Here is a 25,491-nt window from a genome sequence, read left to right as displayed (position 1 = left end):
AGTGGCATGATCATTTTTGAGCGTCGCGGGTCTGATTCCCTGCTTGCCCAATCGCCATGGATCCCGAGCCGCAGCCTGCCGAACCCACGCCATCCAACCCCAAGCCAGCGGAACAGCCCCGCAAGCAACTGAAGAAGCCGGTGGCACCCCCGGGCTGGGAATACCGGGTGCTGCACGTCAACGTGGACAACAACAGCACCCCTGGACCGCCGAATCCAAAGAAGGACAGTGCCAAGCTGGGGGGCGCTCTGAGTCCGGAATTCCTTAAACGGGAGTTCCCGGATCAGTACAAGAACGCAGACTATAAGGTGATGCACCCAGCCGAACAGCTCCAATTCTTCCTCAACCAGCTGGGTCGTGATCGCTGGGAGTTGGTGGAGGCGGCCCAGGTTGGAACGCTGTTGATGTTCATTTTCAAACGCCCGGCCATCCCTGCCTAAAGTGAGGCCTGATTCAATGGGTTCCCAGTGACCGACTCCAACCTGCAGCAACCTGTGCTGACCTTTGAGGGCAAACGCTATGACCTCAACACCCTGCCCCCGGAGGCGAAGGAGCTGGTGCGGGGCATGCAGGTGGCCGATACACAGCTTCGCATGCACGAAGACACTCTCAAGGTTCTTGCGATTGGACGGCAGTCCATGGCGATGCAGCTCAACGAAAAACTGAAGGAGATCAGTCCGCTCCCCTAGGCTGACCGAGGGAATCGCCGAGGGCGATAGCGGAAAACTGACGCCTTCATCCGATTCAGTGACCCTCCCGCCCCATCCAGGCTCCCGTCAGTCAACAAGTTGGACTGACGGGAGCCTGCCCAGCATGGCTTCAATCCTGATCAGCAGAATCTTCGATCACCACGGCATCAAAGTTGTAGCGGCGTGTCAGCTCAAACACCGTGCCGGAGAGCAGCAGCAAGCCGATCAGGTTGGGGATCGCCATCAGACCGTTCAGGATGTCAGCAATCGTCCAGACGATTGAGGTGGTCTGTACCTGGGCCAGGGCATTGGGGCCAGACTGGGAGCTGATGGCGCCCAGCACCACGGCCACGACCCAGAGGTAGCGGAAGGGCTTGATGCCCCGCACTCCCACCAGGAATTCGAGGCAGCGTTCGCTGTAGTAACCCCAGCCCAGAATGGTGGTGGCGGTGAAGAACACCGTGCCGAAGGTCACCAGCCACATGCCACCTGGCATCCCCCAGTCGAACGCACTCATGGTGAGCGCCACACCGGTTTCGCCGGATTCGTAGGCGCCGCTCATCACGATCACCAGGGCCGTCATCGTGCACACCACGATGGTGTCGATGAAGGTGCCCAGCATGGCAATGCTGCCTTGCAGCACCGGATCACCGGGCTTGGCGGCTGCCTGGGCAATCGGTGCCGTACCGAGACCGGCTTCATTGGAGAAGATGCCGCGGGCGATGCCCTTCTGGATCATCACCCCCAACGCACCACCGGCCATGGACTGAGCGGTGAAGGCATCCGAGAGAATGGTCCCGAAGGCCATCGGGATGCGGTCGTAATTGCCAACCAGGATCACGATCCCGCCCAGCACGTAGACGATCGCCATGAAGGGCACCACCACCTCGGTGACCCTGCCGATCCGCTCAATGCCGCCGATCAGCACCAGAAAGGTGATGGCACCCATCACCACGCCGGTGACCAGCTCCGGCACCCCCATCGACTTGTGCAGGGCGAGGGCAAGCTCATGGGACTGCACACTGTTGCCGATGCCGAAGCCGGCCAGGGTGCCGAAGATGGCGAACAACCCGCCCAGCCAGGCCCAGCGGGGTCCAAGGCCGTTGCGGATGAAATACATCGGCCCACCCACGTGCTCGCCGAGGTCGTCCACCTCGCGGAAATGGACCGCCAGCAGGGATTCGGCGTATTTGGTGGCCATCCCCACCAGCGCAATCAGCCACATCCAAAACACCGCTCCGGGCCCGCCCGTCGCGATGGCACTGGCCACGCCGGCCACGTTGCCGGTGCCGATCGTGGCGGCAAGCGCTGTGGTGAGACTCTCGAAGGCGTTCACATCACCTTCACCCTTGGTGTTGCCGATCGAGCCGATGGCCTGCCGGAAACCGAAGCCGATGCGGCGGAGGGGCATGAAGCCCAGTCCCACCATCAGATAGAGGCCGGTGAGGCCGATCAGCCACAACGTGATCGGACCCCAGACAATGCCGTTGATCTGGTCGAGAACCTGCAAGACAGGGGAGGACGCAAGTGCGCCGATGGTCTCACGGGCACTGCCCAGTGGCCAGCCATCCCTCAGGCGAGAGGTTGCAGATCCTCGAATCGGAAGCTCTGACGGCCGGAATCGCCCTCAGAATCCGTTTCGATCACACGTTCGCCCAGCACCCAGGGACCCGCCTCCGTGAGAGGCACGAAGGTATCGGTAAAACGGCTGAGGCCACCACGGAGGGCACCCGTGGCGGGATCGCTGTATTGGCTGGTGTATTGGTGGCTGAGATAGCCATGCCCGGTGTCGGTGGTGCTTTCGGTGAAGATCGTCACAACGGTGCCATGGATGTGACGGTGCACCATCGTCACCACGTCGTTGTGGATGCGGTAGCGGTCGCCTTCGCCCTTGCCACCCACGATCACCTCGGTACCCACGGCATCAGTGTCACCGGCGGTGAAGGTGTTGGCGCCGTGGGTCTGCTCGAAACTGCGGCGCACCCGGTGGATCGCCACCTCCCACAGCTGGGAGGCCACGGCCTTGTGCACCTCCTCATCGTCGAAGCCCTCCACCGTGGCCTTCAGATCGGCACCCACCGTGAAGCTTCCCTCCAACCGCCGCTCGCCCTGCTCCCACATACAGCGGCCGCGGTAGCCGCCGAAGCCGGGATCCCAGGTGTAGCGGTTCTCGTAGGCGGCCCGGAAGGCGGCGGTGCAATCGCTACCCGGGGCAGGCACGCTGCCGCCGGCCACAGCGGGGTTGGAAGCGGCGGTCGAAACGGCGGAGGTCGCGGGCGCGGGGCTGGAGGCCAGGGTCATGGGCGGCGGGAGATGGTGGCCAAACCCTACCCAGGCCGGCAGCGGCCGGTGTTGAGGCCTGCTGCGGCCAGTGCCAGTGCTCAAGCCACCGGCGCCGCGACCCGGTGAATGTCCTGCAGGGCCGTCACCTCAAGCGTCTGCTGTTGCAACGCCGCGATCGCCTCCACCGCAGCCAGTCCACCGGCCAGAGTGGTCACCGTGGGCACGGCGTAATCGAGCGCCGCCCGGCGCAGGTAGGTGTCGTCGTGGGCGGCCTGCCGCCCGATCGGCGTGTTGATGATCAGCTGGATCCGGCCAGAGCGGATCGCATCCTCGATGTTGGGCCTGCCCTCGTGCACCTTCAGCACCCGCTCCACCGGCAGGCCGCCGTCTTCCAGGGCGGCGGCGGTGCCGCTGGTGGCGATCAGGGAGAAGCCGAGCCCATGCAGGCTCCGGGCCACCGGCAGCAGGCCGGCCTTGTCGCGGTCATGGGTGGAGAGGAACACGCTCCCCCCGGTGGGCAGGGCATCGCCGGCGGCGATCTCGGCCTTGGCGTAGGCCATGCCGAAGCTGCGGGCGCTGCCCATCACCTCGCCGGTGGAGCGCATCTCGGGTCCCAGCACGGTGTCGGATCCAGGGAAGCGTTTGAACGGCAGCACCGCTTCCTTGACGCTCTGCAGCGGCGGCACCGGTTCGGTGGTGAGGCCGAGATCCGCCAGGGTGCGGCCGGCCATCAGCTGGCTGGCCACCTTGGCGAGGGCCACACCGGTGGCCTTGGCCACGAACGGCACCGTGCGGGAGGCGCGCGGGTTGGCTTCGATGATGTACACGGTCTGGCCTGACGCGGCATCCCCCTGCACGGCGAACTGCAGGTTGATCAGGCCGCACACCTCGAGAGAACGGGCCAGGGCCGCGGTCCACTGGCGGATGGTGGCCAGGGCCTCGGCACCGAGGGTGCGCGACGGCAACGCGCAGGCGGAATCGCCGGAGTGGATGCCGGCCGGCTCGATGTGCTCCATCAGGCCACCGATCACCACCCGGCCCTCCCGGTCGCAGAGGGCATCGACATCCACCTCCGTGGCGTTCTCGAGGTACTGATCGATCAGCACCGGATGGTCGGGAGACACCTGCACCGCCTCGACCATGTAGCGGTTGAGCTCGCTCTCATCGGCCACCACCTCCATGGCCCGCCCGCCCAGCACGTAGCTGGGGCGCACCACCACCGGGTACCCCACCCTGGCAGCCACGGCCCGGGCCTCGGCATCGGTGCGGGCCAGGCCGTTGCGGGGCTGGCGCACCTCCAGCTGGCGCAGGATCGCCTCAAACTGCTCACGGTCTTCGGCGCGGTCGATCGATTCCGGTGAGGTGCCCCAGATGCGGGTGCCGGTGGCGGCGCCCTCGGGGGTGTTCAGCCAATGGAGCAGGGGGATCGCCAGCTTGAGTGGCGTCTGGCCGCCGAACTGGACGATCACCCCCTCCGGCTTCTCGGCCTCGATCACGTTGAGCACGTCTTCGAAGGTGAGGGGTTCGAAGTAGAGCCGGTCGCTGGTGTCGTAATCGGTGGACACCGTTTCCGGGTTGCTGTTCACCATCACCGTGGCGAAACCGGCCTCCTGCAGGGCAAAGGAGGCATGCACACAGCAGTAGTCGAACTCAATGCCCTGGCCGATGCGATTGGGGCCGCCGCCGAGGATCATCACCTTGCGGCGGGTTTCAGGCTGCACCTCGTCTTCCGGTGGCACCAGCTGCAGCGAACCGTCGGCGGCGATGCGTTCCAGGGGGCGCTCGTAGGTGGAGTAGTGGTACGGGGTGCTGGAGGCGAATTCGGCGGCGCAGGTATCCACCGTCTTGAACACGGCCCGCACCCCCAGTGCCTGGCGATGACGCCGCACCGCCAGCTCCTCGCTGCCGGTGGCCCAGGCGATCTGGCGATCGGAGAAGCCCAGCTGCTTGAGCTCCAGCAGAGCGGCGGCATCGAGCTGCTCCAGCCGACGACCCTGCAGCAACCGGCCTTCGGCGTCGACGATGCCGCGCAGCTTGGCCAGGAACCAGGGGTCGATCGCGGAAAGCTGATGAATGTCCGCGTCGCTGCGGCCGGCGCGCATGGCGTCGCGCACGGCGAAGATCCGTTCGGGGGTGGGGGTGCGCAGGGCCCGCTCCAGCTCCGTGCTTTCCAGCTGCCGCTCGGGACGGTCGCAACCCCAGCCGGCATGGCCGGTCTCGAGGGAACGCAGGGCCTTCTGGAACGACTCCTCGAAGCAGCGGCCGATCGCCATCGCCTCCCCCACCGATTTCATCGAGGTGGTGAGCACCGGCGAACTGCCTCGGAACTTCTCGAAGGCAAAACGCGGAATCTTGGTCACCACATAGTCGATCGTGGGCTCGAAGCAGGCCGGTGTGGCACCGGTGATGTCGTTGATGATTTCATCGAGGGTGTAGCCCACCGCCAGGCGGGCGGCGATCTTGGCGATCGGAAAGCCGGTGGCCTTGGAGGCCAGGGCGGAGGAGCGGCTGACGCGGGGATTCATCTCGATCACCACCACATCGCCGTTGGCGGGATTGATCGCGAACTGGATGTTGCTGCCGCCGGTGTCGACCCCGATCTCGCGGATGATCGCGATCGACTGATCGCGCAGCCGCTGATACTCCCGGTCCGTGAGGGTCTGGGCCGGCGCCACCGTGATCGAATCGCCGGTATGCACCCCCATCGGATCGAGGTTCTCGATCGAGCAGACGATCACCACGTTGTCGGCGGTGTCGCGCATCACCTCCAGCTCGAACTCCTTCCAGCCCAGCAGCGACTTCTCGATCAGGATCTGGGAGACGGGGCTGGCCTCCAGGCCGCTCTTGCAGAAGGCGCGGAATTCATCGGGGTTGTAGGCGATGCCACCGCCGGAGCCGCCCAGGGTGAAGGCGGGGCGGATGATCCGCGGATAACCCCCGATCTCCTCTCCCACCACCTCGGCCTCCTCCAGGCTGGTGGCGATGCCGGAGGGGCACACGGCCACACCGATCCGCTCCATCGCCTGCTTGAACAGGTCGCGGTCTTCGGCCTTCTCGATCGCCTCCAGATTGGCGCCGATCAGCTCCACCCCGTAGCGCGCCAGGGTGCCGTCGCGGGCGAGGGTCACCGCCAGGTTGAGGGCGGTCTGGCCGCCCATGGTGGGCAGCAGGGCATCGGGCCGCTCGATCTCGATCACCCGAGCCACCACTGCGGGGGTGAGCGGCTCGATGTAGGTGCGATCCGCCATGTCCGGATCGGTCATGATCGAAGCCGGATTGCTGTTCACCAGCACCACCTCGAACCCCTCGGCCCGCAAGGCCTTGCAGGCCTGGGTACCGGAATAGTCGAACTCGCAGGCCTGACCGATCACGATCGGCCCCGAGCCCAGCAGCAGGATGCGACGCAGGTCCGTGCGGCGGGGCATGGGGGGGCGATGGCCAAACGGGCTCAGCCTCTCATGGGCCCTGGCTGGTTCCCGTGCTGGATGGCACCAATATCACCTTGAGCCAGGCCCTCGCTAACGTGGAATCAGGATCCACTGGTGCGTCTGTCGATGAGTGAACTCCAGCGCCTGAAGGGGCAGCTGCCACCGGAAATGCAGAGCTGGGTGTTCGTGGAAGCGGCCGCCTCCGCCGATCCACCCCTGATCACCATCGAGGAGATCGGTCGTGACGAGGTCGAGATCCAGGTCGACCTGGAGAGCTGGGACCAACTGGCCCTCGACCACCGCAACCTGCTTTTCTGGCATGAGGTGGGCCGCATCCAGAACGATGCCGTTCCTCGCGATGGCTGGGAAATGGCGGCCCTGGCCATCGGCCTCGGCGGCGCCATCGGCGAACTCTGGGTGCAGGACGGCCTGCTGCTGCTGATGGCCCTGGGCCTCTCCGGCTTCGCCGGCTACCGGCTCTACCTGAAGAACAATTCCGAAAAGCGCCTGCAGGACGCCATCGCGGCGGATGAGCGGGCGATTGACCTGGCCACCCGCTTCGGCTACAGCCTGCCCAACGCCTACAAGAGCCTCGGCGGTGCCCTCAAGGTGCTGGTGGAGCAGACCCGCAAGAAGAAAAAGCGCGGCTTCTACGAAGACCGGCTCGAAGCCCTGCGCAAGAGCGCTGAGCGGGCCCGCGCCGAGATGGCCCAGCAGCAGGGGTCCCGTCAGTCCGTCACCAGCGAGAACGTCTATGGCTGAAGCCTCCGCCCCAGCACTCAGCACCATCGACCCCCAGGACAGTGAGGCCCTGGCCCGCCTGGCCGCTGACGCCTGCGACGACCGCAAGGCCGTGGACATCCGCCTGATCCGGGTCGATGAAGTGTCATCGCTGGCCGACTGGTTCGTGATCTGCAGCGGTCTGTCGGACGTGCAGGTGCGTGCCATCGCCCGCTCAGTGGAAGACCGGCTCGAAGCCGAGGCGGGCCGTCTGCCGCTGCGCCGTGAGGGCCAGGCCGAAGGACGCTGGGTGTTGATCGATTACGGCGAGGTGATCGTGCATGTGCTCACCCCGGACGAGCGCAGCTTCTACGACCTGGAAGCGTTCTGGGGCCACGGCGAACAGCAGCGCTATCTAGGCTCTGCGCAGCTTTCGGCGTCCTGACGGACGCATCACGTCCGATGGCTGGCCCGGCGATCGACACCCCCTGTCCGGTGCCGCCGGAACAGCGTCCGCTGGAGGAGTACGGCCAGCTCTGCCGCTCCTGGTTCTTCGCCTGGCCGTCCAACGATCTGGCCGGGCTGCTGCGGCCCCTGGCGATCAGCTGGCTGCTGGTGGCACCGCTCACCCTGCTGATCGCCAGCGGCAGTGTGCCCCTGCGCCATGACCCGCCACGATTGATCCTCTCGGGCCTGGTGGCGGCGGTAGTGGTTCCCCTGCTGCTGCTGCTGCGCCAGTGGCTGGGCTGGACCTACGTGCACAAGCGGCTGCTCTCGGAGCGGGTGGAGTACGAGGAATCCGGCTGGTACGACGGCCAGGTCTGGGAGAAGCCGCTGGCCTGGCGAAGTCAGGATCTGCTGGTCTCCAAGCACCAGGTGCGGCCGGTGCTGCGGCGGCTGCAGCAGGCGTTGGCCCTTGCCGCTGGCCTGCTGTTCTGCGGGACCAGCCTCTGTCAGGCTCTCTGAACCTCTGCCGGGCACCCGCAGGCCGGAGGTGTTCACCCGCTGATTCATGACGTCCGCATGACTCTGTCCTCCAGCTTCGGCAGCTCCCGGCCCGGGATTCCGCCCCTGGAGGTGCGCCTCCTGCGGGAGGGGATTCCGGAATCCAGCCACCGGGTTCACGCCGTGGTGTGCGATCAGCGCGGCCGGGTGCTGATGCGGGCAGGCGACCCCCAGCGGCTCAGCTTCATGCGCTCGGCCCAGAAGCCGTTCCAGGCCACCGTGTTCGTGAGCTGCGGCGCCGCCGACATGGGGGACAGCAGTGATCGGAGCCTGGCCATCGCCTGTGCCTCCCATGCCGGCACCCCCGCCCATGCCCGCGAGGCCTTCAGGCTGCTCTGGCAGGCGGACCTGGAAACCGAGCAGCTGCAGTGCCCCGTTCCGGCGGGCGCCACCAGTCCGCTGGAACACAACTGTTCCGGCAAACATGCCGCCTTTCTGGCCGCCTGCCGGCGCATGGGCTGGTCGCGCGAGACCTACCTGCTCGATGACCATCCCCTGCAGCAGGAGGTGCGCAAGCGGGTGGCGGAGCTGCTGGCCCTGCCTGCGGCCGAGCTGGTGTCGGCGCGGGACGACTGCGGCGCCCCGACCCTGCAGCTGCAGCTGGCCCAGATGGCCCTGTTGTTCGCCCACCTGGGAGCCTCGCAGCAGCCCGACCTGGAGCGGCTCTCGCGGGCGATGCTGGCTCACCCCGAGCTGGTGGCCGGCGAAGGCCGCTTCGACACCGAGCTGATGCGCCACAGCCACGGCCAGGTGGTGAGCAAGGGCGGCGCCGAGGGCATCCAGTGCCTCAGCCGCGTGGGGGAGGGTCTGGGCGTGGCGATCAAGGTGGAAGACGGCTCCTCCCGCGCCAAGCACGCCGTGGCGCTGCACCTGCTGGAACAGCTCGACTGGCTGATGCCCATGACCCTCGATGAATTGCGGGGCCGCTTCCTGCAACCCGCGCCGCACCTCCAGCTGCAGGTGAACGGCGAACTGCGCTTCGACTGAGCCACGCTTCAACTGTGCTGCCGGGCGGGGCTTCAGGGGCTCCAAGGTTCAGGACGGACACCCCAGGTGTTATCTTTCTGGGGTCGCCGCGGGGTAGAGCAGTCTGGTAGCTCGTCGGGCTCATAACCCGAAGGTCGCGAGTTCAAATCTCGCCCCCGCCACCAACTTGACGATCTCAATCAAGCTCTCGGATTCCCGGGGGCTTTTTTTGTATCCAGCCCGATCCTGGTGCCATCCCTGCATCCCCAACCTTCCAGAACTCCGTGAGCGAATTCCACCAGGCCGTGCTGCTGTTCAGCCTTGGGGGAATCGTCACCCTGGCCACGGTGGTGATGATCCTGCGGGGGCATTGGTACTGGCAGGGCCGCGATCCCTTCGACCCCTCCTGATCCGGTGATCTGATCCAGCCTTCCGTGCTCTCCCACACCGTTCGCCCCGCGCCATGACCGACACGCCCCTGCTGGACCCGGGCATCGCCTGGTTTCTGCTGATCGCCTTCTCGGTTCTCTGGATCAGCCTCGGGATCTGGTGGGGCCGCCGCGGATCCGGCGGCGATGCGGACGATTATCTGCTGGCCGGCCGCAACATCGGTCTGGCCCTGAGCACGGCCACGCTGATGGCCAGCTGGGTGACGGGCAACACCACCCTGGCGGCCCCGGAGGTGGGCTACACCCTTGGTCTCTGGGGCATGTTCGGCTACGCCCTGGCCGGCCTGGGGCTGCTGCTGTTCGCCCCCCTGGCGATCCGGATCAAGCGGGTGATGCCCACGGCCCGCACCAGCGGCGACTTCGTGCGGCTGCGCTATGGCCGGTTGGTCTGGGCCGTGTTTCTGGTGATCACCATGGTGTACACCGCCGGCTTCCTGATCACCCAGGGCATGGGGGCGGGCCTGCTGCTGCAGGCGCTCTCGGGCTTCGATTACCGGCTCGGCATGCTGGTGGTGATCGGTGTGTCCACCGTCTACACCCTGTTCGGCGGCATGCGCGCCGTGGTGGGCACGGACTTCATCCAGTCGCTGCTGATCATGGCGATCCTGGTAGTGGTCGCCGTGCTGGGGTACAGCCACTTCGGCGCCGGCGAGATCTATGCGCGCCTGGCCAGCGATCACCCCTCCCGCCTCAACCTGCTGCTGCCGGCGGGCCTGCTGTTCGCCTGGAACACGGGCCTGTTCAGCATGGGAGAGGTGTTTCACAACAACATCTGGTGGTCGCGCGTGTTCGCCAGCCGCGAATCGGTGGTGTTTCGCTCCTTTGTGTTCGGCGGCTTCGCCTGGTTCACCGTGCCGATCGTGACCGGCTCGATCGCGCTGATGGCCCTGGCTCAGAACTTCGAGGTGCCGCAGGTGAACATGGTGTTTCCGATCGTGGCCGCCAAATTGCTGGGTTCGGCCGGCGCCATGATGGTGTTCGTGATCATCTTCTCCTCGCTCACCTCCACCCTCGATTCGCTGCTGGCCTCCACCGCCGATCTGCTGGCCGAGGATGTGTACGTCAAGATGCTGCGGCCCGAGGCGAGTGATGCTGAAGTGAAGCGCGCCGCCCGCCAGATCGTGGTGGGGCTGGGCCTGGTCACGGTGCTGCTCTCCTGGAACTACATCACCTCGATGTACCAGTTGCTGCTGTTCACCGGAGCGCTGGTGGCCTCCACGATCTGGCCGATCGCCTGCGGGCTCTACTGGAAAACGGCGAACCGCACGGCCGCCCTGCTGGCGATGCTGATCGGGTCGGCGGTGGGGCTGACGGCCTACGTGCTGATCGCTCCCTACTGCGCCGCCCTGCTCTCGGCCAGCGTCTCGGCGCTGGTGATGGTGATCGGCACCCGCCTGGCCCCGGAGACGTTCGACTGGCGAACCCTGGCCCGCACCTGATCACCGCTTCCTTTCTGCCGCCATGGCTCGCTTCCGATCCGCCGATTCCGATTCCGCGCCTCCCAGCCCCAGGCCCCCTTCATCCCGCTGGCGGCTGCTGTCCAGGCGCAGTGGTGTGGGGGCCGGCCTTCTCCTCGCCGGCCTCTGGGGGCTGGCCAACCTGGCCGGCAGGGCGGCGGCATCGCCTGCCACCGCTGACGACGCTCCGCAGCTGCTGGCCGGCAGCCTGCTGTTCCAGCTGATCGTGCAAGGCAGCATCGTGGGCCTGCTGGCCGCCACCTTGATCCTGGTGGGCATCTGGCTGCATGAACTGCGCCACGGCCGGGTCTGGTGAGACGCGGGGTTCAGGCCCTATCGGCGGGTCACAGACATTTCGGCGGCAAAAACGAAAAACAATCGTAAAAGCCCTGGCAGAGTTACATCGGCTCCCACCACCGTGGCGCCAGGTGTGGAACGATCGGTCAGGCGCACGAATCGGGGTGACAGCACTGCAGCGACGGCGAACCGAACTGATCGATGCGACCCAGTTCGATCGCCACTGCCCGGACGTGTACGGCAGCGCCCACCCCAAGGCGCTGCTGGCCAGCATCCCTGAGATCGGCGAGCCGCTGCAGCCCCTGGCCACACAGCACGTGATCGCCAGCGGCCAGTTCGAGGCGGGCACCCTGCTGCAGCTGTTCCGGCTGGCGGCCAAGTTCGAGAGCAACCCGGAGCGCTACATCCGCATCAACAAGCCGCTCACCGGCAAGATCCTGATCAACGCCTTCTTCGAGCCCAGCACCCGCACCCGCCTCTCCTTCGCCAGTGCCTGGCACCGCCTCGGCGGCGAGACGATCACCATCGGTGACCGCTCCACCACCGGCATCGCCAAAGGGGAGTCTTACGCCGACATCGGCGAGATGTTCAACCACTACGGCGACTGCGTGGTGCTGCGCGACTCGGTGGAAGACTCGGTGTATCAGATGACCCGCTCCCTGCGGATCCCGATCATCAATGCCGGCAACGGCACCGATGAGCATCCCACCCAGGCGATGGCGGATCTCTACACGATGTTCAAGTGGCGGCCGGAGCTCTGCCAGGCCGCCGTGCCCGCCAGTGCCCAGGTGCGGATCGGCATCGTGGGGCTGCCGAACCGGATGCGGACGGTGCGGAGCCTGCTGCGCACCCTGGCCCACTTCCCCACCATGGCCCGTGAGGTGGTGATCTTTCACGACCCGGGCCTGTCCCCCGAGCAGATCTTCGATCCGGGGCAGCGGGAGGAACTGGAGGAAGCCGGGCTGGTGCTGAGCACCAGCACCGACCTGCGCAGCGAGCTGGGAGAACTGGATGTGATCTACATCAACGCCATCGCCTGGGTGGGCGACGGCTATGAGACCCATGGCCGCAGCTTCCGGCTCAGCGCCGATCTCCCCCTCAAGCCCGGCGCGATGGTGCTGCATCCGCTGGCCCGCGGCGTGGAGCTCTGCACCAGCCTCGACCGCACGCCCCACAACTGGTACTTCTCCCAGGCCCGCGGCGCCGTGTTCGTGCGCATGGCCCTGCTCACCTGCATGGTGGAACGCACCGAGCGTGTGCTCGACGTGATCTGACCTGACCAGCCCAACCGGCCACTGCGGCCCATCACTTCCCACGCCCCAACCCAGAGAGGAACGAATCCATGTGCGGCATCGGCGGCATCGTCCATCGCCATCGCGACCAGCCGGTCGATCCCCAGATCCTGGTGAACATGGCGGCGATCCAGGTCCACCGCGGCCCGGATGGTTTCGGCTACGAGGTGCTCAACGACGCCGGCGTGGGCTTCTGCCACGCGCGCCTCTCGATCATCGACCTCAATGAGCAGCGGGCCCGCCAGCCGTTCCTCTCGGAGGACGGCCGGGTGCTGATGGCCCACAACGGCGAGTTCTACGACTTCCAGCGCATCCGCGCCCGCCTGGAGGCGGAGGGGGTGCGCTTCACCACCAAGAGCGACTCGGAGATCCTGCTGCGGCTCTACCTGCGCGACGGCCTGGCGCGCACCCTGCCCCAGCTGCGCGGTGAGTTCGCCTTCGCCCTCTACGACCGCGGTGATGACAGCCTCACCCTGGTGCGCGACCGGTTCGGCATCAAACCCCAGTACTGGTGCGAAACCGACGACGGCATCGTGTTCGGCTCGGAGCTGAAGGTGCTGTTCGCCCATCCGTCGGTGCAGCGGCGCTTCAGTGCCACCGGCCTGTTTCACCAGCTGATGCAGACGATGGTGCCCGGCACCACCGCCTTCGAAGGGATCCACCAGGTGAAGCCCGGCCACCTGGTGCGGATCAGCCGGCGACCGGGGGGCGAGCTCAGCATCACCGACGAGCGCTACTGGGATGTGGACTTCCCCAGGAGCCACGACCGCGACCGGGGCCGCAGCGAGCAGGAGCATGTGGACGCCGTGCGGGAGGCCCTGCTCGAAGCGGTGGAAGCGCGGATGGTGGCGGACGTGCCGGTGGGTTGTTATCTCTCCGGCGGTATCGACTCCTGCTCGATCCTGGGGCTGGCGGCGGCGATCAGCCAGAACCCGGTGAAGGCGTTCACGATCGGCTTCGACGACAGCCGCTACGACGAAACGCCGATCGCCCGGGAGATGGCCGAGGCCACGGGCGCCGAGCAGGACGTGATGACCCTGGCGGCGGCGGATCTCTACGGCCACCTCGAGGCCACGATCTGGCACACCGAACGCACGATCTACAACACCCTGGCGGTGGCCAAGTACCTGATGAGCCGCCACGTGCATGCGGTGGATTACAAGGTGGTGATGACCGGCGAAGGCTCCGATGAGCTGTTCGGCGGCTACCCGGCCTTCCGCCGCGACATGTTCCTGCACGGCCTCGACGAGCTGCCGCCGCAGGAGCGGCAGGAATGGGAGGAGGCTCTGCAGGAGAGCAATGCCCTGGTGCAGGGGGCGATGCTGGCCGCTGACGCGGTGGAGGATCCCGCCCTTGAGGCCGTGGTGGGCTTCACCCCCAGCTGCCTGCAGCCCTGGCTGGCCTGCGCGCCCCTGGTGCCGCCGTTGCTCCATCCGGAGCTGCGGCAGGAGCTGGAGGGGTACCGGCCCGGCGCCGCCATCGCCGCCACCCTCGATGGCGACCAGCTGGAGGGGCGCCATGCCCTCGACAAGGCCCAGTACGTGTGGATCAAGACCATGCTCGAGGGCCAGATCCTCACCTGGGGTGGCGACCGGGTGGACATGGCCAACTCGATGGAGGCCCGCCCGGCCTTCCTCGATCACCACCTGGCGGCGGTGGCGGTGCAGGTGCCGCCGGAGCTGCGCATCAAGGGCCGCACCGAAAAATACGTGCTGCGCGAAGCCATGCGCGGCCTGCTGCCAGAGGTGCTCTACAAACGCGAGAAGTTCGCCTTCATGGCACCACCGGCCCACACCGATGCCGCCAAATGGGGCCGGATGATGGAGCTGGCGGATCAGTATCTCAGCGACACGGCGATCGAGGCGGCCGGTCTGCTGAGCGTCGAGGGCGTCCGGGCCCTGTTCGCCCGCCACGACGATCCCGGCACCACGGCCGCCGAGCGGGTGCAGATGGATGCCGTGATCAACCACCTGCTCGGGGTGCAGATCATGCACCGCTTCTTCGTGGCCGACGATGTGCCGGCAAGGGCAAGGGCCGAGGCCGACCGACTCGGCTGGACGGTGTAAGGACGCTCAGGCCACCCGGCGCCGCAGCCCGGGCCAGGTCCAGCGACGGCGGGCGGGGCGGATCGGCTCCACAGCCGCCAGCCCGGGCTGGGTGAGCGAAGCAGGTGCGGCAGCCGGCACGGCAGGAGCTGGTGGCACGGCGGCCGTATGGCTTGAAGGCACGGCGACCAGTGGCGGAAATGCACTGGTGGGCGCAGGCAGACTGGCCAGCACCGGCAAGGTGTCGCGGAAGGAGGTGTAGTAGGGCTGCGTGGTTTCCGCCAGGATCTCCCGCAGGGCCACCAGGGGATCGGGGTGGTGATCGACGCGGAAATCGTGCAGGGGATACAGCTCCTGGTGCATCACATAGAGCGCTGCCGACTGACGACCGCGGTGATCGCCACCGGCCGCCTCACCGGCCTCCAGGGCCCGCATCAACCGCTCGCTGAAGGGCAGATCGGCAGCCAGGGCAGCCTCATACGCCGCGGCCATCGCCTGCACCGGTTCGGGACCCGTGAGGAAATTTCCGGCCACCGAATAGCCCTCACCGGTGTGATGACCCGCCCAGCCACCGCAATGGGCGCCGGTCCAGGCGGCCGCCCGGCCATCAGCGTCGACCAGATGCACCTGGCGATGGTCGCGGCCCGGATCGTCCTGCATCAACGAGTCGAGCACCGTCTGGGCGACGGAGACGGGCTGAGGCGTGCCCCGCAGCAGGGTGAGACGATCCAGGCCCCAGGGGCCGAGCAGGGGATTGGTCGACGACTGGGTGGCCACTGCTCCCACACCAGCGCGGGCATGGGGCACGAGAGAACCCACCGCCAGGTGCTTGGTGGCAACGGCTACCCCGGTCATGCCGGTGGACGGATCCCAGGCGACGATCGAGTAGGTCATCGGGGGCGGGAGAGGCGTTCCCAGGCCAGAAATGAGTGGTACCGAGGTTAGGTAAATCTGCTGGTGGCGCTGTCGTCATCGCCACCATCCGAGCCGCCATCCGAGCCACCATCCGAGCCGCCAGCGGAACCACCAGCGGAGCCGTGCAACAGCCGCCTCCAGAGCCCATCAGGTTCCAGGCCCGAATCCAGACCTGATCCAGACCTGATCAAGACCTGATCGAGACCTGATCGAGAGCTGATCGAGAGCTGATGAAGACCAGAATCGACGACAACGATCGAGAGCAGCTTCAGCTCCGCCGCCGCCGCGTTCCTTGACCCTCTCCAGCGACCCCCGATCCAGCCACCTCCTGGCCGGCGCCCAACCGGGCGGATCCAGCCTGCCCGCGGCCAGTCCCGAACGCCTGCCGGCGCTGTCGATCAATGACACCCGGCTGGCGGACCGCCTCGAGCAGCTGGGCCGGATCGGCCGGCAACCCTCCGGCGCGATCCGGCGGCTGGCCTTCAGCCCGGAAGACCTGCAGGCCCGCGCCCTCGTGCAGGGCTGGATGGAGGAGGCCGGTCTGGAGGTGCGGATCGATGCGGCCGGCAACCTGATCGGCCGGCTGGCGGGCCGGTCGCCGCAGCGCGGCTGCCTGGCCACCGGCTCCCACATCGACACCGTGCCCTCCGGTGGGCTCTACGACGGCGCCCTGGGGGTGATGGGCGGCCTCGAGGTGGCCCAGACCCTGCAGGAGGCGGGGGTTCAGCTGGACCACCCGCTCGAGGTGATCGTCTTCGCCGATGAGGAGAACACGATGGTGGGCTGCAAGTCGATGGTGGGGCGGGCTCCCGCCGAAGCGGAGGCCTACCGCACCACGATCGGTGAGCCGATCGCCACCTGTCTGGAGCGGATCGGCGGCGACTGGCAGCAGCGGAGCACCGCCCAGCGGCGCCCCGAAGACCTCGCCTGCTTCCTGGAGCTGCATGTGGAGCAGGGGGGCGTGCTCGAAGCGGTGGGCAAGCAGATCGGCGTGGTGGAAGGAGTGGTGGGGCAGCAGCGCTACACCATCACGGTGGACGGCCAGGCCAACCATGCCGGCACCACACCGATGGGAATGCGCCGCGATGCCCTCACCACGGCGGCCCAGCTGGTGCTGGCGATCGAGGATATGGCCCGCCATTTCCCCGGTGATCCGGTGGCCACGGTGGGCAAGCTGCAGGTCTGGCCCAACGCGGCCAACATCGTGCCGGGGCGGGTGGAGATGACGCTCGACATGCGCGATCTCTCCCACGACGTGATTGATCACATGCGCGCCCACCTGCAGCGCAAGATCGAGAACATCGCCGTGGCCAGCCGCACCCGCATCGCCCTGGAGCCGCAGTTCGTGGTGGATCCCACCCCTGCGGCGGCGGCCGTCCAGGAGGTGATCGTGCAGAGCTGCGAGGCGCTCGGCTACAGCCACACCCACCTGCCGAGCCGCGCCAGCCACGACGCCCAGGAGATGGGCCGTCTGAGCCTGATGGGCATGGTGTTCGTGCCCAGCCGCGACGGCGTCAGCCATTCGGCCCAGGAGTTCACCTCGCCGCAGCAATGCGCCGCCGGGGTGCAGGTGCTGCTCGACAGCCTGCTGCGCCTCGATCGCCAGCTGGCCTAGCAGTAGTTTCGCCGCAGCAATTCCCGCCGCCCCTTGGTGCCGGCCTCCTCTTCCCCTGAAGCCTGGGACGCGATCGTGGTGGGGTCAGGGGCCACCGGTGGGGTGGCGGCGATGGTGCTGGCGGAAGCCGGCGCCCGGGTGCTGGTGCTGGAGGCCGGCCCTGATCTCAGCCCGCGCCAGGCCCTGGGCAGCGAACCGGCCAACAGCCTGCGGCGGATCAGCAGCCTGATGGCCGGCAACCAGCGCCTGCAGGCCGAGCACCCGGGTTACTGGAAGGCCAACCCACGGCTCTACGTGGATGAGCGTGCCCTGCCCTACAGCACGCCGCCGGATCGGCCCTTTCTCTGGAGCCGCGGCCGCCAGGTGGGCGGCAAGAGCCTCACCTGGGGGGGCATCACCCTGCGGCTGTCGGAGGCCGAATTCCGGGCTGCCGACCGGGATGGCCACGGCCCCTGCTGGCCGATCGGCAGCCGCGATCTGGATCCGTACTACAGCCGGCTGGAGCGGTTTCTGGGGGTGCACGGCGACCGCGATGGCCTGCCCCAGCTCCCCGATGGCGACACCCGGCCTCCCCTGCCCCTCACCCCGGCGGAACGGAACCTGGGGGCCAGCATCGGGCGCGACCTGGCCCTGCCCCTGATCTGCTCGCGCGGCTTTGCCCTGCACCGGCCCAGCCCGGAGCAGCCCTGGCCCGCCTCCAGCTCCCCCGGCGGCGCCTTGGCCCGGGCGCGGGCCACGGGGCGCGTGCAGCTGCGCAGCGAGGCGGTGGTGAGCCACGTGGAGCTCGATGCCGGCGGCAACCGCGCCGAGGCGGTGGTGTTCCTCGATGGCCGCAGCGGCAACCTGCAGCGCCAGACGGCGCGACTGGTGGTGCTGTGCGCCTCCACGATCGAGACCCTGCGCATCCTGCTGCACTCCAGCGAGGAGCAGCGCAGCGGCGGCCTGGTGGATCCCTCCGGCACGTTGGGGCACTACCTGATGGATCACATCTCCACCAGCCGCTTCTTCTCGATCCCCGACCAGCCGGCACCTGAGGGGCCCACGGAGCTGTCGGGGGCGGGCAGCTGCTTCATCCCCAACACCGTGAACCTGCCCGCGAGCATGAAGACCACTGCGCTGGGCAAGACTGGGGCACTGGCCGGGGCGACGGACGAACCTCCTCCGGATTTCTTGCGCGGCTACGGGCTCTGGTGTGCGATCCAGCGCATGGATCCGCCGAGGCCCTTCCAGCGGCGGCCAGGCGAAGCGGTGGGCTTCCTGATCGGCCACGGCGAGGTGCTGCCCCAGGCGCACAACCGGGTGAGCCTCGATCCGGATCTGCGCGACGGCTTTGGCCTACCGGCCGCCCACATCGACTGCCGCTGGGGCGAGAACGAGCGGCGGATGGTGGATCACATGCACCGCCGCATCGAAGCGGCGGTGACCAGCGCCGGCGGCACCATCCGGCCGCTGGACCAGCTCTATGTGCTGCCCCTGGTGGAACCCCTGGTGAAGCGTGGGGCCGCCTTCGCCCCAGGGGCGGCACCGCCGGGTTACTACATCCACGAACTGGGCGGGGCCCGCATGGCCGCCCGCGAAACGGACGGGGTGGTGAACCGCTGGAACCAGTGTTGGCGGGCCCCCAACCTGCTGGTGGTGGATGGGGCCTGCTGGCCCACGGCCGGCTGGCAGAGCCCCACCCTCACCGAGATGGCGATCACCTGGCGCGCCTGCGCCGCCGCCGCCGAGCGGCTGGGGCGGGGTGACGAGGCCCTGGAGGCCTGACTGAGGCCTCGTGGACGGGTCGCCAGGGCCGCAAAGCTTTGGTCAGGGGCTGCTCACCCTGGGCCCAAAGCGGTGTCGGTCACCACAATCCCTGGGGCGCCTTGCCCGCACACTTTGCGGGCGACCTTCCAATGGGTCGGGCAAGGGAGAAACCAGGGGCGGGGGTTGGCACTCCCGCCTTTTTTATTGGGTGTCGTCCTGAACCGATGCATGGTTCGATTCTCAGGGCCGCAGGAACAGGCCGTTGAGGTAGTGCTGCGTCACGCAGCTGTCGGTGCAGCCGTTCTGAAACAGGAAGCCGGCCAGGGCGGAGGTCATCAGCCGGTACTGGTCCCACTGGGGATGGTGACCGAGGAAGTCGCGCATGCCATCGAACAGGGCTTCCGGCACCTCGGCCTCGAGGCTGACGCGGCTGTGGGCAGGGTCACTGCCGATGCTGCCGCTGAAGCCTTCCGAGGGAGCTGCCATGAACGCCTGAGCGATTGAGACCTTCAGTAGGCCACGGCAGCCAGTGCTCCGTCAAAGGCCGTGACCCCGCCCTGCACTCCGGGGTCTCACCGCTGAGATCTCTGTTGCTGCAGGGGATCGACCCAGGGTCCAGGGGGCCATTCCCGCAACCGTCGCCCTGAACGGACCGGTGTCAAGGGGCGTTGCCTGGGGAATCGGGCGATTCCCCAGCACCCCCCATCCCAGCGGGGCCGCAAGCCGAACACCTGGGGAAAAACAGGCATGGCTCTGGGGAAAACCGCCGAGAAGCCGGGAAACCGACGGACCGCCAACACCGATCAGCGCTGCTGATCGTCAGCGTGTCTCTTGAGACTCAGGTCGTGAATCCCAGGGTCAAGACCTGCGCTGGCCCTGCTGCTGGACCTGCTGCCGGCCCTCACGCTGCCCTTCAGCCGCGCAGGGTTCGTGGGCCCAGGGGGTGGTCGGCGTGGGGATAGGGGGGATGGTGATGGCCGGGCTCCGCCTCCTGCGCAGACCCATGGGCGTGATCGTGGCTGTGGGCAGGGTCGTGGCTGTGGCTATGGGCAGCGGCTGCCCCCCCCAGGGGAATCGGCACCCCATCCGGCTGGCAGGCGCCGGTGCATTCGCGCTCGCAGAGGGTGCAGCTCTCGACCAGCCCCTCGACATGGTGGTGATGGCTGTGCTGCGGCGCCCCCACCTCCCGCTCGAAGCCCAGCACCTGGGCACGGTATTTACAGAGCGAGCAGTTCATGGCGGTGTCGCCCCGCAGCACCTCGTCGACCCGTTCGGCAAAGGTGGCCAGCACCAGCGGGTGATCGCCCAGGTAAGACGCAGACACCATCTCCACGTCGGGGTGGTCGTCGGCGACGCGCTGGCTGTGCTGCAGGATCCGGCTGACCAGCACGCCGGAAAAGAGGAAGTAGGGGAACACCACCAGCCGCCGGTGGCCCAGCTTGACCACCTGCCGCAGCCCCGGCTCCACCAGGGGAAAGGTGACGCCGGAATAGACGGTTTCACCCCAGCCGAAGCCGAAGCCCTCCACCAGCATCCGCGTCACCTTGGCCACGTTGGAGTTGGCGTCGGGATCGGAGGAGCCGCGCCCCACCACCACCAGGCAGGTGTCGTGCGGGCCCACCGGCTCCTCGCCGCGGGCGCGGGCGGCGGCATCGGCAGTCTCGATGGCTTCACGGATACGGGCACCGGCCGCCTGGATCATCTTGAGATCCACCCCCAGCTCGCGGCCGTAGTCGATCACCAGGCCCGTCTCGGCGGCGTAGGTGTTGAGCACCGAGGGGATGTCGTTCTTGGCGTGGCCGGCGGCGAACAGCATCGCCGGCACCGCCAGCACATGGCGCACCCCCTGCTGCCGCAGCCGCTCGAGGCCATCGCGCAGGATCGGGCGGGCGAACTCGAGATAGCCGTAGTCGACCGGGACCGGCGCCAGCCGGGCGCGCAGCTGCTCCGCCAGGGCGGCGAACTCAGCCACCGCCAGGCGGTTGCGGCTGCCGTGGCCGCACACCATCACGCCGATCGGTCCGTGGGCACTCTCCAGTGGCCGATCCAACGCGGTGGTGCTCCCAGGTGGCGTGGTCACGGGGTTGGCCTGAGGCAGCCACTCCGGTGCCGGAACGGAAGTAGGGGCCATGGAGTCCTGAGCAGGAGCCGACCCTATCCGGCACCGAGGCCGCCGCAGCCCGGCCCGCCGGGAACACCCCGCCCCGGCTTCCTGCGAGACCAGGCTGATCGCGCCAGGATGGGGAGATCCGCGCAGGACCCCTGCACCTTCTCCCCTACGACCCCCTGCCACCGCCCCAGCCGGATGAGCCCCTGCTGGAGGTGCCGATCGCCTCGCTGCGGCCCACCCAGCTGTGCGTGGGCCGGGCCGAGGTGCAGCGGCGCCACGCCGATTTCTCCCGCGACAGCCCCGACGACAGGCGCGCCTACCTGCGCAAGAAGCCCGTACCCATGGCGCGCAACGCCGCCGGATTGCTCTGGATGGTGGACCGCCATCACCGGCTCAGCGGATTGTTCTCCCTCGATCCACTGGCTTCCGCGTTCGGTTACGTGGCCCTGGAGATTGCAACCACGGATCTCAAGGCCAGCCTGAGCGCCCTGCATCAACGCGGCTGGCTGTATCTCTATAACGGCCGCGGCCATGGTCCGCTCGATCCCGCCGCGCTGCCCAACCATCTGGGGGAGCTGCAGGATGACCCCTACCGCAGCCTGGTCTGGAAGCTGAAGCAGGAGGGGGTGATCGCCCCGGCTCCCCTGATTCCCTTCCACGAGTTCCGCTGGGGAGCCTGGCTGCGCCGACGCTCCCTGCCACCCTTCAGCTCCATGCGGCTGGAGCCGGCCCTGCCAGCCGCCCGGGCCCTGGCCCGCTCCACCGCCGCCTCCCACCTGGCCGGCTGGCAAGGGCTGTAGTGGCCGAGTACCTGGCTGCCAATCCGCTCGGCAGCTTCGCTCTGCTGCTCGCCCTGAGTGTGCTGGTGCCGCCCCTGTTCCGGCGGATGCGGCTGCCCGATCTGGTGGGATTGCTGGTGGCCGGTGTGCTGGTGGGCCCCCATGCCCTCGGCTGGCTCACGCCGGACAGCCCCACCGTGGCCCTGCTCTCCGATGTGGGCGTGGTCTATCTGCTGTTCATCGCCGGTCTGGAGATCGACCTGGCCGAATTCCAGCGGATCCGCCAGCGTTCGTTTCGCTTCGGGCTGCTCACCTTCAGCCTGCCGATGGTCGCCGGCACGGCGCTGGGCTTCTTCAGCGGCTTCGGGGCGGTGAGCGCGGTGCTGCTGGGCTCGGTTCTGGCCTCCCACACCCCTCTTGGGTACCCGATCGTGCGCAGCTACGGCGCCATGCGGGAGGAATCGGTGACCGTGGCGATCGGCGGCACGATCTTCACGGACATCGCCTCCCTGCTGGTGCTGGCGCTGTGCATCAGCCTCGGCCAGGGCAGCTTCTCAGCCCTGGGGCTGGTCGGGCTGCTGGTCAAGGTGGCGGTCTTCGCCACCACCACGGTGGTGGTGATCCGGCGTCTGGGCCATGCCCTGGTGCGCCGCAGCGGCGACGGCGACGGGCGGCTGCTGGTGGCGGTGCTGCTCGCCCTGTTTCTCTCGGCCGTCGGAGCGGAACTGGCCGGGGTGGAGAAGATCGTGGGGGCCTTTCTGGCCGGGCTGGCGGTGAACGCCGTGCTGCCGGAGGGGCCGGTGAAGGAGCAGGTGATCCTGGTGGGGGCCAGCCTGTTCATCCCGATCTTCTTCATCGATCTGGGGCTGCTGCTCGATGTGCCGGTGTTCCTGCGCACCGTGATGGGCTTCGGCTTTGCGGCCGCCCTGATCGGCGTTCTGGTGGCCAGCAAGGGCCTGGCCGCCTGGCTCTCCGGCCTGATCTACCGCTACAGCGGCGCCGAGATGCTCACCCTCTGGTCGTTGTCATTGCCCCAGGTGGCCGCCACCCTGGCCGCCACCACGGTGGGATTCCGCGCCGGGCTGCTCAACGAAACGGTGCTGAACAGCGTGCTGGCGTTGATGGTGGTGACGGCGATCCTGGGGCCGGCCCTCACCAGCATGGCGATGGCCCGCCTGCGCGAGGAGCGCACCGCGGCTCTCCAGACCGACGCCTCGACCGGCCAGCTGGCGCTGGTGCACCGGGCCCTGCGGGTGATGGTGCCGATCGCCAATCCCGCCAACGAGCGGGCCCTGCTGGGCATGGCCAGCCAGCTGATCGGCGGGGAAGAGGGCCGCGAGGGGCTGGTGCTGCCTCTGGCGGTGGTGACCCCCTCCCGCTCCGAGGCGGAACGGCAGGGCTCCATGGCCCTCACCACAGACCTGGCCCGGGCCCGCCAGCTGCTGCTCGACACCGAAGCGATCAGTCGCGTCCTCCGCTTCCGCAGCAGCCCCCTGCTGCGGGTGGATCACGAGGTGGCCGGCGGCATCGCCAGGGCGGCCCTGGAGCAGGGGGCCGACCTGCTGGTGGTGGGGGTGGGATCGCCGGCGCGGCTGGGCCGCTGGCTGTTCGGAGATCTGGTGGATGGGCTCTGCCGCCAGGCCCATTGCCCGGTGGTGGTGACCCGCCTGCGGCGCAACCCGCGCGAGCTGCGCCGCCTGCTGGTGCCGATCAAAGACCTCTCGGCCAGTGCCCTGGAGCAGGTGCAACTGGCCGAGCGCATCGCCAACAGCGTCAGCACCACGCCAGGGGGCCCGCCTGGAACGGCAGAAGCGCCATCCGGGCCGGTGCGGATCACCCTGCTGCACCTGCATGATCCCCGCCTGCCGGAGAGCGAACGCCAGCAGATCCGGCAGCAGTTGCAGCACTGGTTGCCCGACCCCGACGCCCGCCGCCCGCGGGTGGCGGTGGATGTGCAGCTGGTGCCCAGCCTGGCGATCGAGGCCGGCATCCTGCGCCAGGCCAGCCTGCACGATCTGGTGATCCTGCGCTCCCAGCGGCGGCTGGTGGGCGGCCTGCCGATCGCCGCCAGCGACCGCGCCAGCTGGCTGCTGCGCCGGCTGAGCTGCTCCACCCTGGTGATCAGCGACCCACTGCACTGATCGACGCAAACCAGATCAGCATGCGTGACAGCCGGGGCGACAGAGTCGGAGCCTTTGTCTAGACCGGGCGTGTGCTGCCGTCGCCACCATGGCCTTCGCCCATCTGCTGGTGCCCACCGATGGCTCTGCCGCATCCGGGAAGGCGGTGACGCAGGCGGTGGAGCTGGCCCGCAGCCTGGGCAGCCGCATCACCCTGCTGCATGTGCGCGAGAACGTGGCGCTCTCGTTGGTGGGCATGGGCGAAATGGTGGAACCCACCACGATCGAAGCGCTGCTGCAGGCCGCCAAAGACGACTCGACGCGGATCCTGGCGGACGCCCGAGCGGTGGCCGAGCAGGCCGGCGTGCCGGTGAGCACCGAGAGCAGCAGTGCCGACGGGGTGCACAGCAGCATCCTTGAGGCCGTGGAGCGTCTCGGCTGCGACCTGATCGTGATGGCCTCCCATGGCCGGCGGGGCCTGGTGGGCCTGCTGCTGGGCAGCGAGACCCAGCGGGTGCTGGTGCAGGCGCCCTGTCCGGTGCTGGTGGTGCGCTGATGCCCTGGTGCGCTGATGCGCTGATGCGCCGGTGCACGCCTGCGCCGCCGCGATCAGAGACGGGTGCCAGGGGCGAGGAAATCGGCGTAGGTGCTCACCAGCCCTTCGGCCAGAGGGATGCGGGCCTTCCAGCCGGTGGCCTCGATCCGGCTCACATCGAGCTGCTTCCTGGGGGTGCCATCCGGCTTGGTGGTGTCCCAGAGGATCTCGCCCTGGTAGCCCACGGCGCCGGCCACCAACTGGGCCAACTCCCGGATCGGCAGATCAATGCCGGTGCCCACGTTGAGGTGCTGCACCGGATCCGCCGGATCAGGGGCGTAGGTCTCGAGAGCATGCACACAGGCCTCGCCGAGATCATCGGCATGGAGGAATTCCCGCAGCGGCGAGCCGCTGCCCCAGCAGGTGACGCTGGGGGCGTGGGCCAGCTTCGCCTCGTGGAAGCGGCGGATCAGGGCGGGCAACACGTGGCTGTGGGTGGGGTGGTAGTTGTCGCCGGGCCCGTAGAGGTTGGTGGGCATCAGGCTGATCGCGTCGAACCCGTATTGCCGCCGCAGGGCCGCGCACAGCTTGATGCCGGTGATCTTGGCGATCGCATACCACTCATTCGTGGGCTCGAGCGGCCCGGTGAGCAGCGCCTCCTCACGGATCGGCTGCTGCGCCAGGCGGGGATAGATGCAACTGCTGCCGAGAAACAGCAACCGGCGGGTGCCGCACCGCCAGGCACTCTCGATCACATGGGTCTCGATCTTGAGGTTGTCGAGCAGGAAATCGGCGGGATAGGTGTCGTTGAAGTGGATGCCGCCCACCTTCGCCGCCGCCAGGACCACCACCTGGGGCCGGTTCGCCTCGAACCACTGGCGCACCGCCACCGCATCCTCCAGATCGAGCTCGGCGCGATCGGCGGTGAGCCGATGGGTGTAACCCCGCCGCTCCAGGGCCCGGCAGATCGCCCCGCCGGCCATGCCGCGGTGGCCGGCCACGAAGATGCGGTCGGAGGGATGGATCAGGTTGGCGCCCAT

The 25,491-nt window shown here is 68.2% G+C and carries 23 protein-coding genes and 1 tRNA gene; 17 read left to right on the top strand and 7 right to left on the bottom strand.

Going from position 1 to position 25,491, the window contains the following annotated elements; translation table 11 throughout:
- The first annotated feature begins 56 nt into the window (after window positions 1-56).
- Together H8F24_RS14055 and H8F24_RS14050 are read left to right on the top strand one after the other, a co-directional pair.
- Window positions 57-440 (top strand): hypothetical protein, encoded by a 384-nt coding sequence (locus H8F24_RS14055; protein ID WP_231597845.1) that lies wholly within the window; start codon window positions 57-59, stop codon window positions 438-440.
- Between the two features lie 27 nt (window positions 441-467).
- Window positions 468-689, top strand: coding sequence for a DUF6447 family protein (locus tag H8F24_RS14050; protein WP_197154936.1), 222 nt, complete (start codon window positions 468-470; stop codon window positions 687-689).
- 130 nt (window positions 690-819) lie between these two features.
- On the opposite strand, the gene H8F24_RS14045 is transcribed toward H8F24_RS14050, so the two are convergent.
- From H8F24_RS14045 to carB, 3 genes are all read right to left on the bottom strand, one after another.
- A complete protein-coding gene (locus H8F24_RS14045) occupies window positions 820-2,199 on the bottom strand; it encodes a sodium:alanine symporter family protein (protein ID WP_197170030.1) in 1,380 nt (459 codons plus the stop codon).
- A gap of 62 nt (window positions 2,200-2,261) precedes the next feature.
- Complete coding sequence (locus tag H8F24_RS14040; RefSeq protein ID WP_197170029.1) at window positions 2,262-2,990, bottom strand: DUF3386 domain-containing protein; 729 nt, start codon at window positions 2,988-2,990, stop codon at window positions 2,262-2,264.
- A gap of 80 nt (window positions 2,991-3,070) precedes the next feature.
- The gene (gene carB / locus H8F24_RS14035) at window positions 3,071-6,397 is read right to left on the bottom strand and encodes a carbamoyl-phosphate synthase large subunit (RefSeq protein WP_197170028.1); all 3,327 of its coding nucleotides are present in this window, start codon (window positions 6,395-6,397) and stop codon (window positions 3,071-3,073) included.
- Window positions 6,398-6,526: 129 nt separating this feature from the next.
- Between carB and H8F24_RS14030 the strand changes: the two genes are divergently transcribed.
- The 10 genes from H8F24_RS14030 to asnB all read left to right on the top strand — a co-directional run bounded on the left by H8F24_RS14030 (window position 6,527) and on the right by asnB (window position 14,652).
- Complete coding sequence (locus H8F24_RS14030; RefSeq protein WP_197154924.1) at window positions 6,527-7,162, top strand: DUF3318 domain-containing protein; 636 nt, start codon at window positions 6,527-6,529, stop codon at window positions 7,160-7,162.
- Window positions 7,155-7,565 carry a ribosome silencing factor gene (rsfS, locus tag H8F24_RS14025; RefSeq protein WP_197154922.1) on the top strand — a complete coding sequence of 137 codons (411 nt, stop codon included), beginning with the start codon at window positions 7,155-7,157 and terminating at the stop codon, window positions 7,563-7,565. Before H8F24_RS14030 ends, rsfS begins: the two co-directional genes overlap by 8 nt.
- 17 nt (window positions 7,566-7,582) lie before the next feature.
- Window positions 7,583-8,086 carry a CGLD27 family protein gene (locus tag H8F24_RS14020; RefSeq protein ID WP_197170027.1) on the top strand — a complete coding sequence of 168 codons (504 nt, stop codon included), beginning with the start codon at window positions 7,583-7,585 and terminating at the stop codon, window positions 8,084-8,086.
- A gap of 57 nt (window positions 8,087-8,143) precedes the next feature.
- Window positions 8,144-9,112 carry an asparaginase gene (locus tag H8F24_RS14015; RefSeq protein WP_197154910.1) on the top strand — a complete coding sequence of 323 codons (969 nt, stop codon included), beginning with the start codon at window positions 8,144-8,146 and terminating at the stop codon, window positions 9,110-9,112.
- An 87-nt stretch (window positions 9,113-9,199) separates the two neighbouring features.
- Window positions 9,200-9,276, top strand: a tRNA-Met gene (locus H8F24_RS14010).
- Between the two features lie 99 nt (window positions 9,277-9,375).
- Window positions 9,376-9,501 carry a hypothetical protein gene (locus tag H8F24_RS19960; RefSeq protein WP_255518211.1) on the top strand — a complete coding sequence of 42 codons (126 nt, stop codon included), beginning with the start codon at window positions 9,376-9,378 and terminating at the stop codon, window positions 9,499-9,501.
- A gap of 53 nt (window positions 9,502-9,554) precedes the next feature.
- Window positions 9,555-10,979, top strand: a complete 1,425-nt coding sequence (locus H8F24_RS14005; protein WP_197170026.1) for an urea transporter — start codon at window positions 9,555-9,557, stop codon at window positions 10,977-10,979.
- Window positions 10,980-11,001: 22 nt separating this feature from the next.
- Complete coding sequence (locus H8F24_RS14000; protein ID WP_197172572.1) at window positions 11,002-11,313, top strand: hypothetical protein; 312 nt, start codon at window positions 11,002-11,004, stop codon at window positions 11,311-11,313.
- A 154-nt stretch (window positions 11,314-11,467) separates the two neighbouring features.
- A complete protein-coding gene (locus H8F24_RS13995; RefSeq protein ID WP_231598299.1) occupies window positions 11,468-12,568 on the top strand; it encodes an aspartate carbamoyltransferase in 1,101 nt (366 codons plus the stop codon).
- 68 nt (window positions 12,569-12,636) lie between these two features.
- Entirely contained in the window at window positions 12,637-14,652 is a 2,016-nt protein-coding gene (gene asnB, locus H8F24_RS13990) for an asparagine synthase (glutamine-hydrolyzing) (protein ID WP_197170024.1), read from the top strand.
- A 6-nt stretch (window positions 14,653-14,658) separates the two neighbouring features.
- Here the strand turns inward: asnB and H8F24_RS13985 are convergent, their stop codons facing one another.
- Window positions 14,659-15,525 (bottom strand): DUF1028 domain-containing protein, encoded by an 867-nt coding sequence (locus tag H8F24_RS13985; protein WP_197170023.1) that lies wholly within the window; start codon window positions 15,523-15,525, stop codon window positions 14,659-14,661.
- A gap of 313 nt (window positions 15,526-15,838) precedes the next feature.
- Between H8F24_RS13985 and H8F24_RS13980 the strand changes: the two genes are divergently transcribed.
- Window positions 15,839-17,161 carry a Zn-dependent hydrolase gene (locus H8F24_RS13980; protein WP_231597844.1) on the top strand — a complete coding sequence of 441 codons (1,323 nt, stop codon included), beginning with the start codon at window positions 15,839-15,841 and terminating at the stop codon, window positions 17,159-17,161.
- Window positions 17,162-17,272: 111 nt separating this feature from the next.
- Window positions 17,273-18,925, top strand: coding sequence for a GMC oxidoreductase (locus tag H8F24_RS13975; protein ID WP_197172360.1), 1,653 nt, complete (start codon window positions 17,273-17,275; stop codon window positions 18,923-18,925).
- Between the two features lie 222 nt (window positions 18,926-19,147).
- Here the strand turns inward: H8F24_RS13975 and H8F24_RS13970 are convergent, their stop codons facing one another.
- Entirely contained in the window at window positions 19,148-19,393 is a 246-nt protein-coding gene (locus tag H8F24_RS13970) for a DUF2811 domain-containing protein (RefSeq protein WP_197170022.1), read from the bottom strand.
- A gap of 427 nt (window positions 19,394-19,820) precedes the next feature.
- Window positions 19,821-20,915 carry a sirohydrochlorin chelatase gene (locus H8F24_RS13965; RefSeq protein ID WP_231598298.1) on the bottom strand — a complete coding sequence of 365 codons (1,095 nt, stop codon included), beginning with the start codon at window positions 20,913-20,915 and terminating at the stop codon, window positions 19,821-19,823.
- A 314-nt stretch (window positions 20,916-21,229) separates the two neighbouring features.
- Here H8F24_RS13965 and H8F24_RS13960 point away from each other — a divergent pair, with 314 nt between their 5' ends.
- The 3 genes from H8F24_RS13960 (at window position 21,230) to H8F24_RS13950 (ending at window position 24,472) form a co-directional block, all read left to right on the top strand.
- Complete coding sequence (locus tag H8F24_RS13960; protein ID WP_323270848.1) at window positions 21,230-21,817, top strand: ParB-like protein; 588 nt, start codon at window positions 21,230-21,232, stop codon at window positions 21,815-21,817.
- Window positions 21,817-23,937 (top strand): cation:proton antiporter, encoded by a 2,121-nt coding sequence (locus H8F24_RS13955; RefSeq protein WP_197154902.1) that lies wholly within the window; start codon window positions 21,817-21,819, stop codon window positions 23,935-23,937. Before H8F24_RS13960 ends, H8F24_RS13955 begins: the two co-directional genes overlap by 1 nt.
- A gap of 88 nt (window positions 23,938-24,025) precedes the next feature.
- Window positions 24,026-24,472: a universal stress protein gene (locus H8F24_RS13950; protein ID WP_197170020.1), complete on the top strand. Its 447-nt coding sequence runs from the start codon at window positions 24,026-24,028 to the stop codon at window positions 24,470-24,472.
- Window positions 24,473-24,525: 53 nt separating this feature from the next.
- Here the strand turns inward: H8F24_RS13950 and H8F24_RS13945 are convergent, their stop codons facing one another.
- Window positions 24,526-25,491 (bottom strand): GDP-L-fucose synthase, encoded by a 966-nt coding sequence (locus H8F24_RS13945; RefSeq protein ID WP_197170019.1) that lies wholly within the window; start codon window positions 25,489-25,491, stop codon window positions 24,526-24,528.

The sequence above is a fragment of the Synechococcus sp. CBW1002 genome, from assembly GCF_015840915.1.
In the GTDB taxonomy this organism is placed as follows: domain Bacteria; phylum Cyanobacteriota; class Cyanobacteriia; order PCC-6307; family Cyanobiaceae; genus CBW1002.
The sequence above is the reverse complement of the archived record's forward strand: the minus strand, read 5'-3'. Positions and strand labels throughout refer to the sequence as shown.

What these genes read in the sequence shown, in the direction of transcription:
- H8F24_RS14055 (WP_231597845.1), top strand. Translation starts at nt 57, where the DNA reads ATGGATCCCGAGCCGCAGCCTGCCGAACCCACGCCATCCAACCCCAAG.
- H8F24_RS14040 (WP_197170029.1), bottom strand. Translation starts at nt 2,990, where the DNA reads ATGACCCTGGCCTCCAGCCCCGCGCCCGCGACCTCCGCCGTTTCGACC.
- carB (WP_197170028.1), bottom strand. Translation starts at nt 6,397, where the DNA reads ATGCCCCGCCGCACGGACCTGCGTCGCATCCTGCTGCTGGGCTCGGGG.
- H8F24_RS14030 (WP_197154924.1), top strand. Translation starts at nt 6,527, where the DNA reads ATGAGTGAACTCCAGCGCCTGAAGGGGCAGCTGCCACCGGAAATGCAG.
- rsfS (WP_197154922.1), top strand. Translation starts at nt 7,155, where the DNA reads ATGGCTGAAGCCTCCGCCCCAGCACTCAGCACCATCGACCCCCAGGAC.
- H8F24_RS14020 (WP_197170027.1), top strand. Translation starts at nt 7,583, where the DNA reads ATGGCTGGCCCGGCGATCGACACCCCCTGTCCGGTGCCGCCGGAACAG.
- H8F24_RS14015 (WP_197154910.1), top strand. Translation starts at nt 8,144, where the DNA reads ATGACTCTGTCCTCCAGCTTCGGCAGCTCCCGGCCCGGGATTCCGCCC.
- H8F24_RS14005 (WP_197170026.1), top strand. Translation starts at nt 9,555, where the DNA reads ATGACCGACACGCCCCTGCTGGACCCGGGCATCGCCTGGTTTCTGCTG.
- H8F24_RS14000 (WP_197172572.1), top strand. Translation starts at nt 11,002, where the DNA reads ATGGCTCGCTTCCGATCCGCCGATTCCGATTCCGCGCCTCCCAGCCCC.
- asnB (WP_197170024.1), top strand. Translation starts at nt 12,637, where the DNA reads ATGTGCGGCATCGGCGGCATCGTCCATCGCCATCGCGACCAGCCGGTC.
- H8F24_RS13985 (WP_197170023.1), bottom strand. Translation starts at nt 15,525, where the DNA reads ATGACCTACTCGATCGTCGCCTGGGATCCGTCCACCGGCATGACCGGG.
- H8F24_RS13975 (WP_197172360.1), top strand. Translation starts at nt 17,273, where the DNA reads ATGGTGCTGGCGGAAGCCGGCGCCCGGGTGCTGGTGCTGGAGGCCGGC.
- H8F24_RS13970 (WP_197170022.1), bottom strand. Translation starts at nt 19,393, where the DNA reads ATGGCAGCTCCCTCGGAAGGCTTCAGCGGCAGCATCGGCAGTGACCCT.
- H8F24_RS13965 (WP_231598298.1), bottom strand. Translation starts at nt 20,915, where the DNA reads ATGGTGTGCGGCCACGGCAGCCGCAACCGCCTGGCGGTGGCTGAGTTC.
- H8F24_RS13950 (WP_197170020.1), top strand. Translation starts at nt 24,026, where the DNA reads ATGGCCTTCGCCCATCTGCTGGTGCCCACCGATGGCTCTGCCGCATCC.
- H8F24_RS13945 (WP_197170019.1), bottom strand. Translation starts at nt 25,491, where the DNA reads ATGGGCGCCAACCTGATCCATCCCTCCGACCGCATCTTCGTGGCCGGC.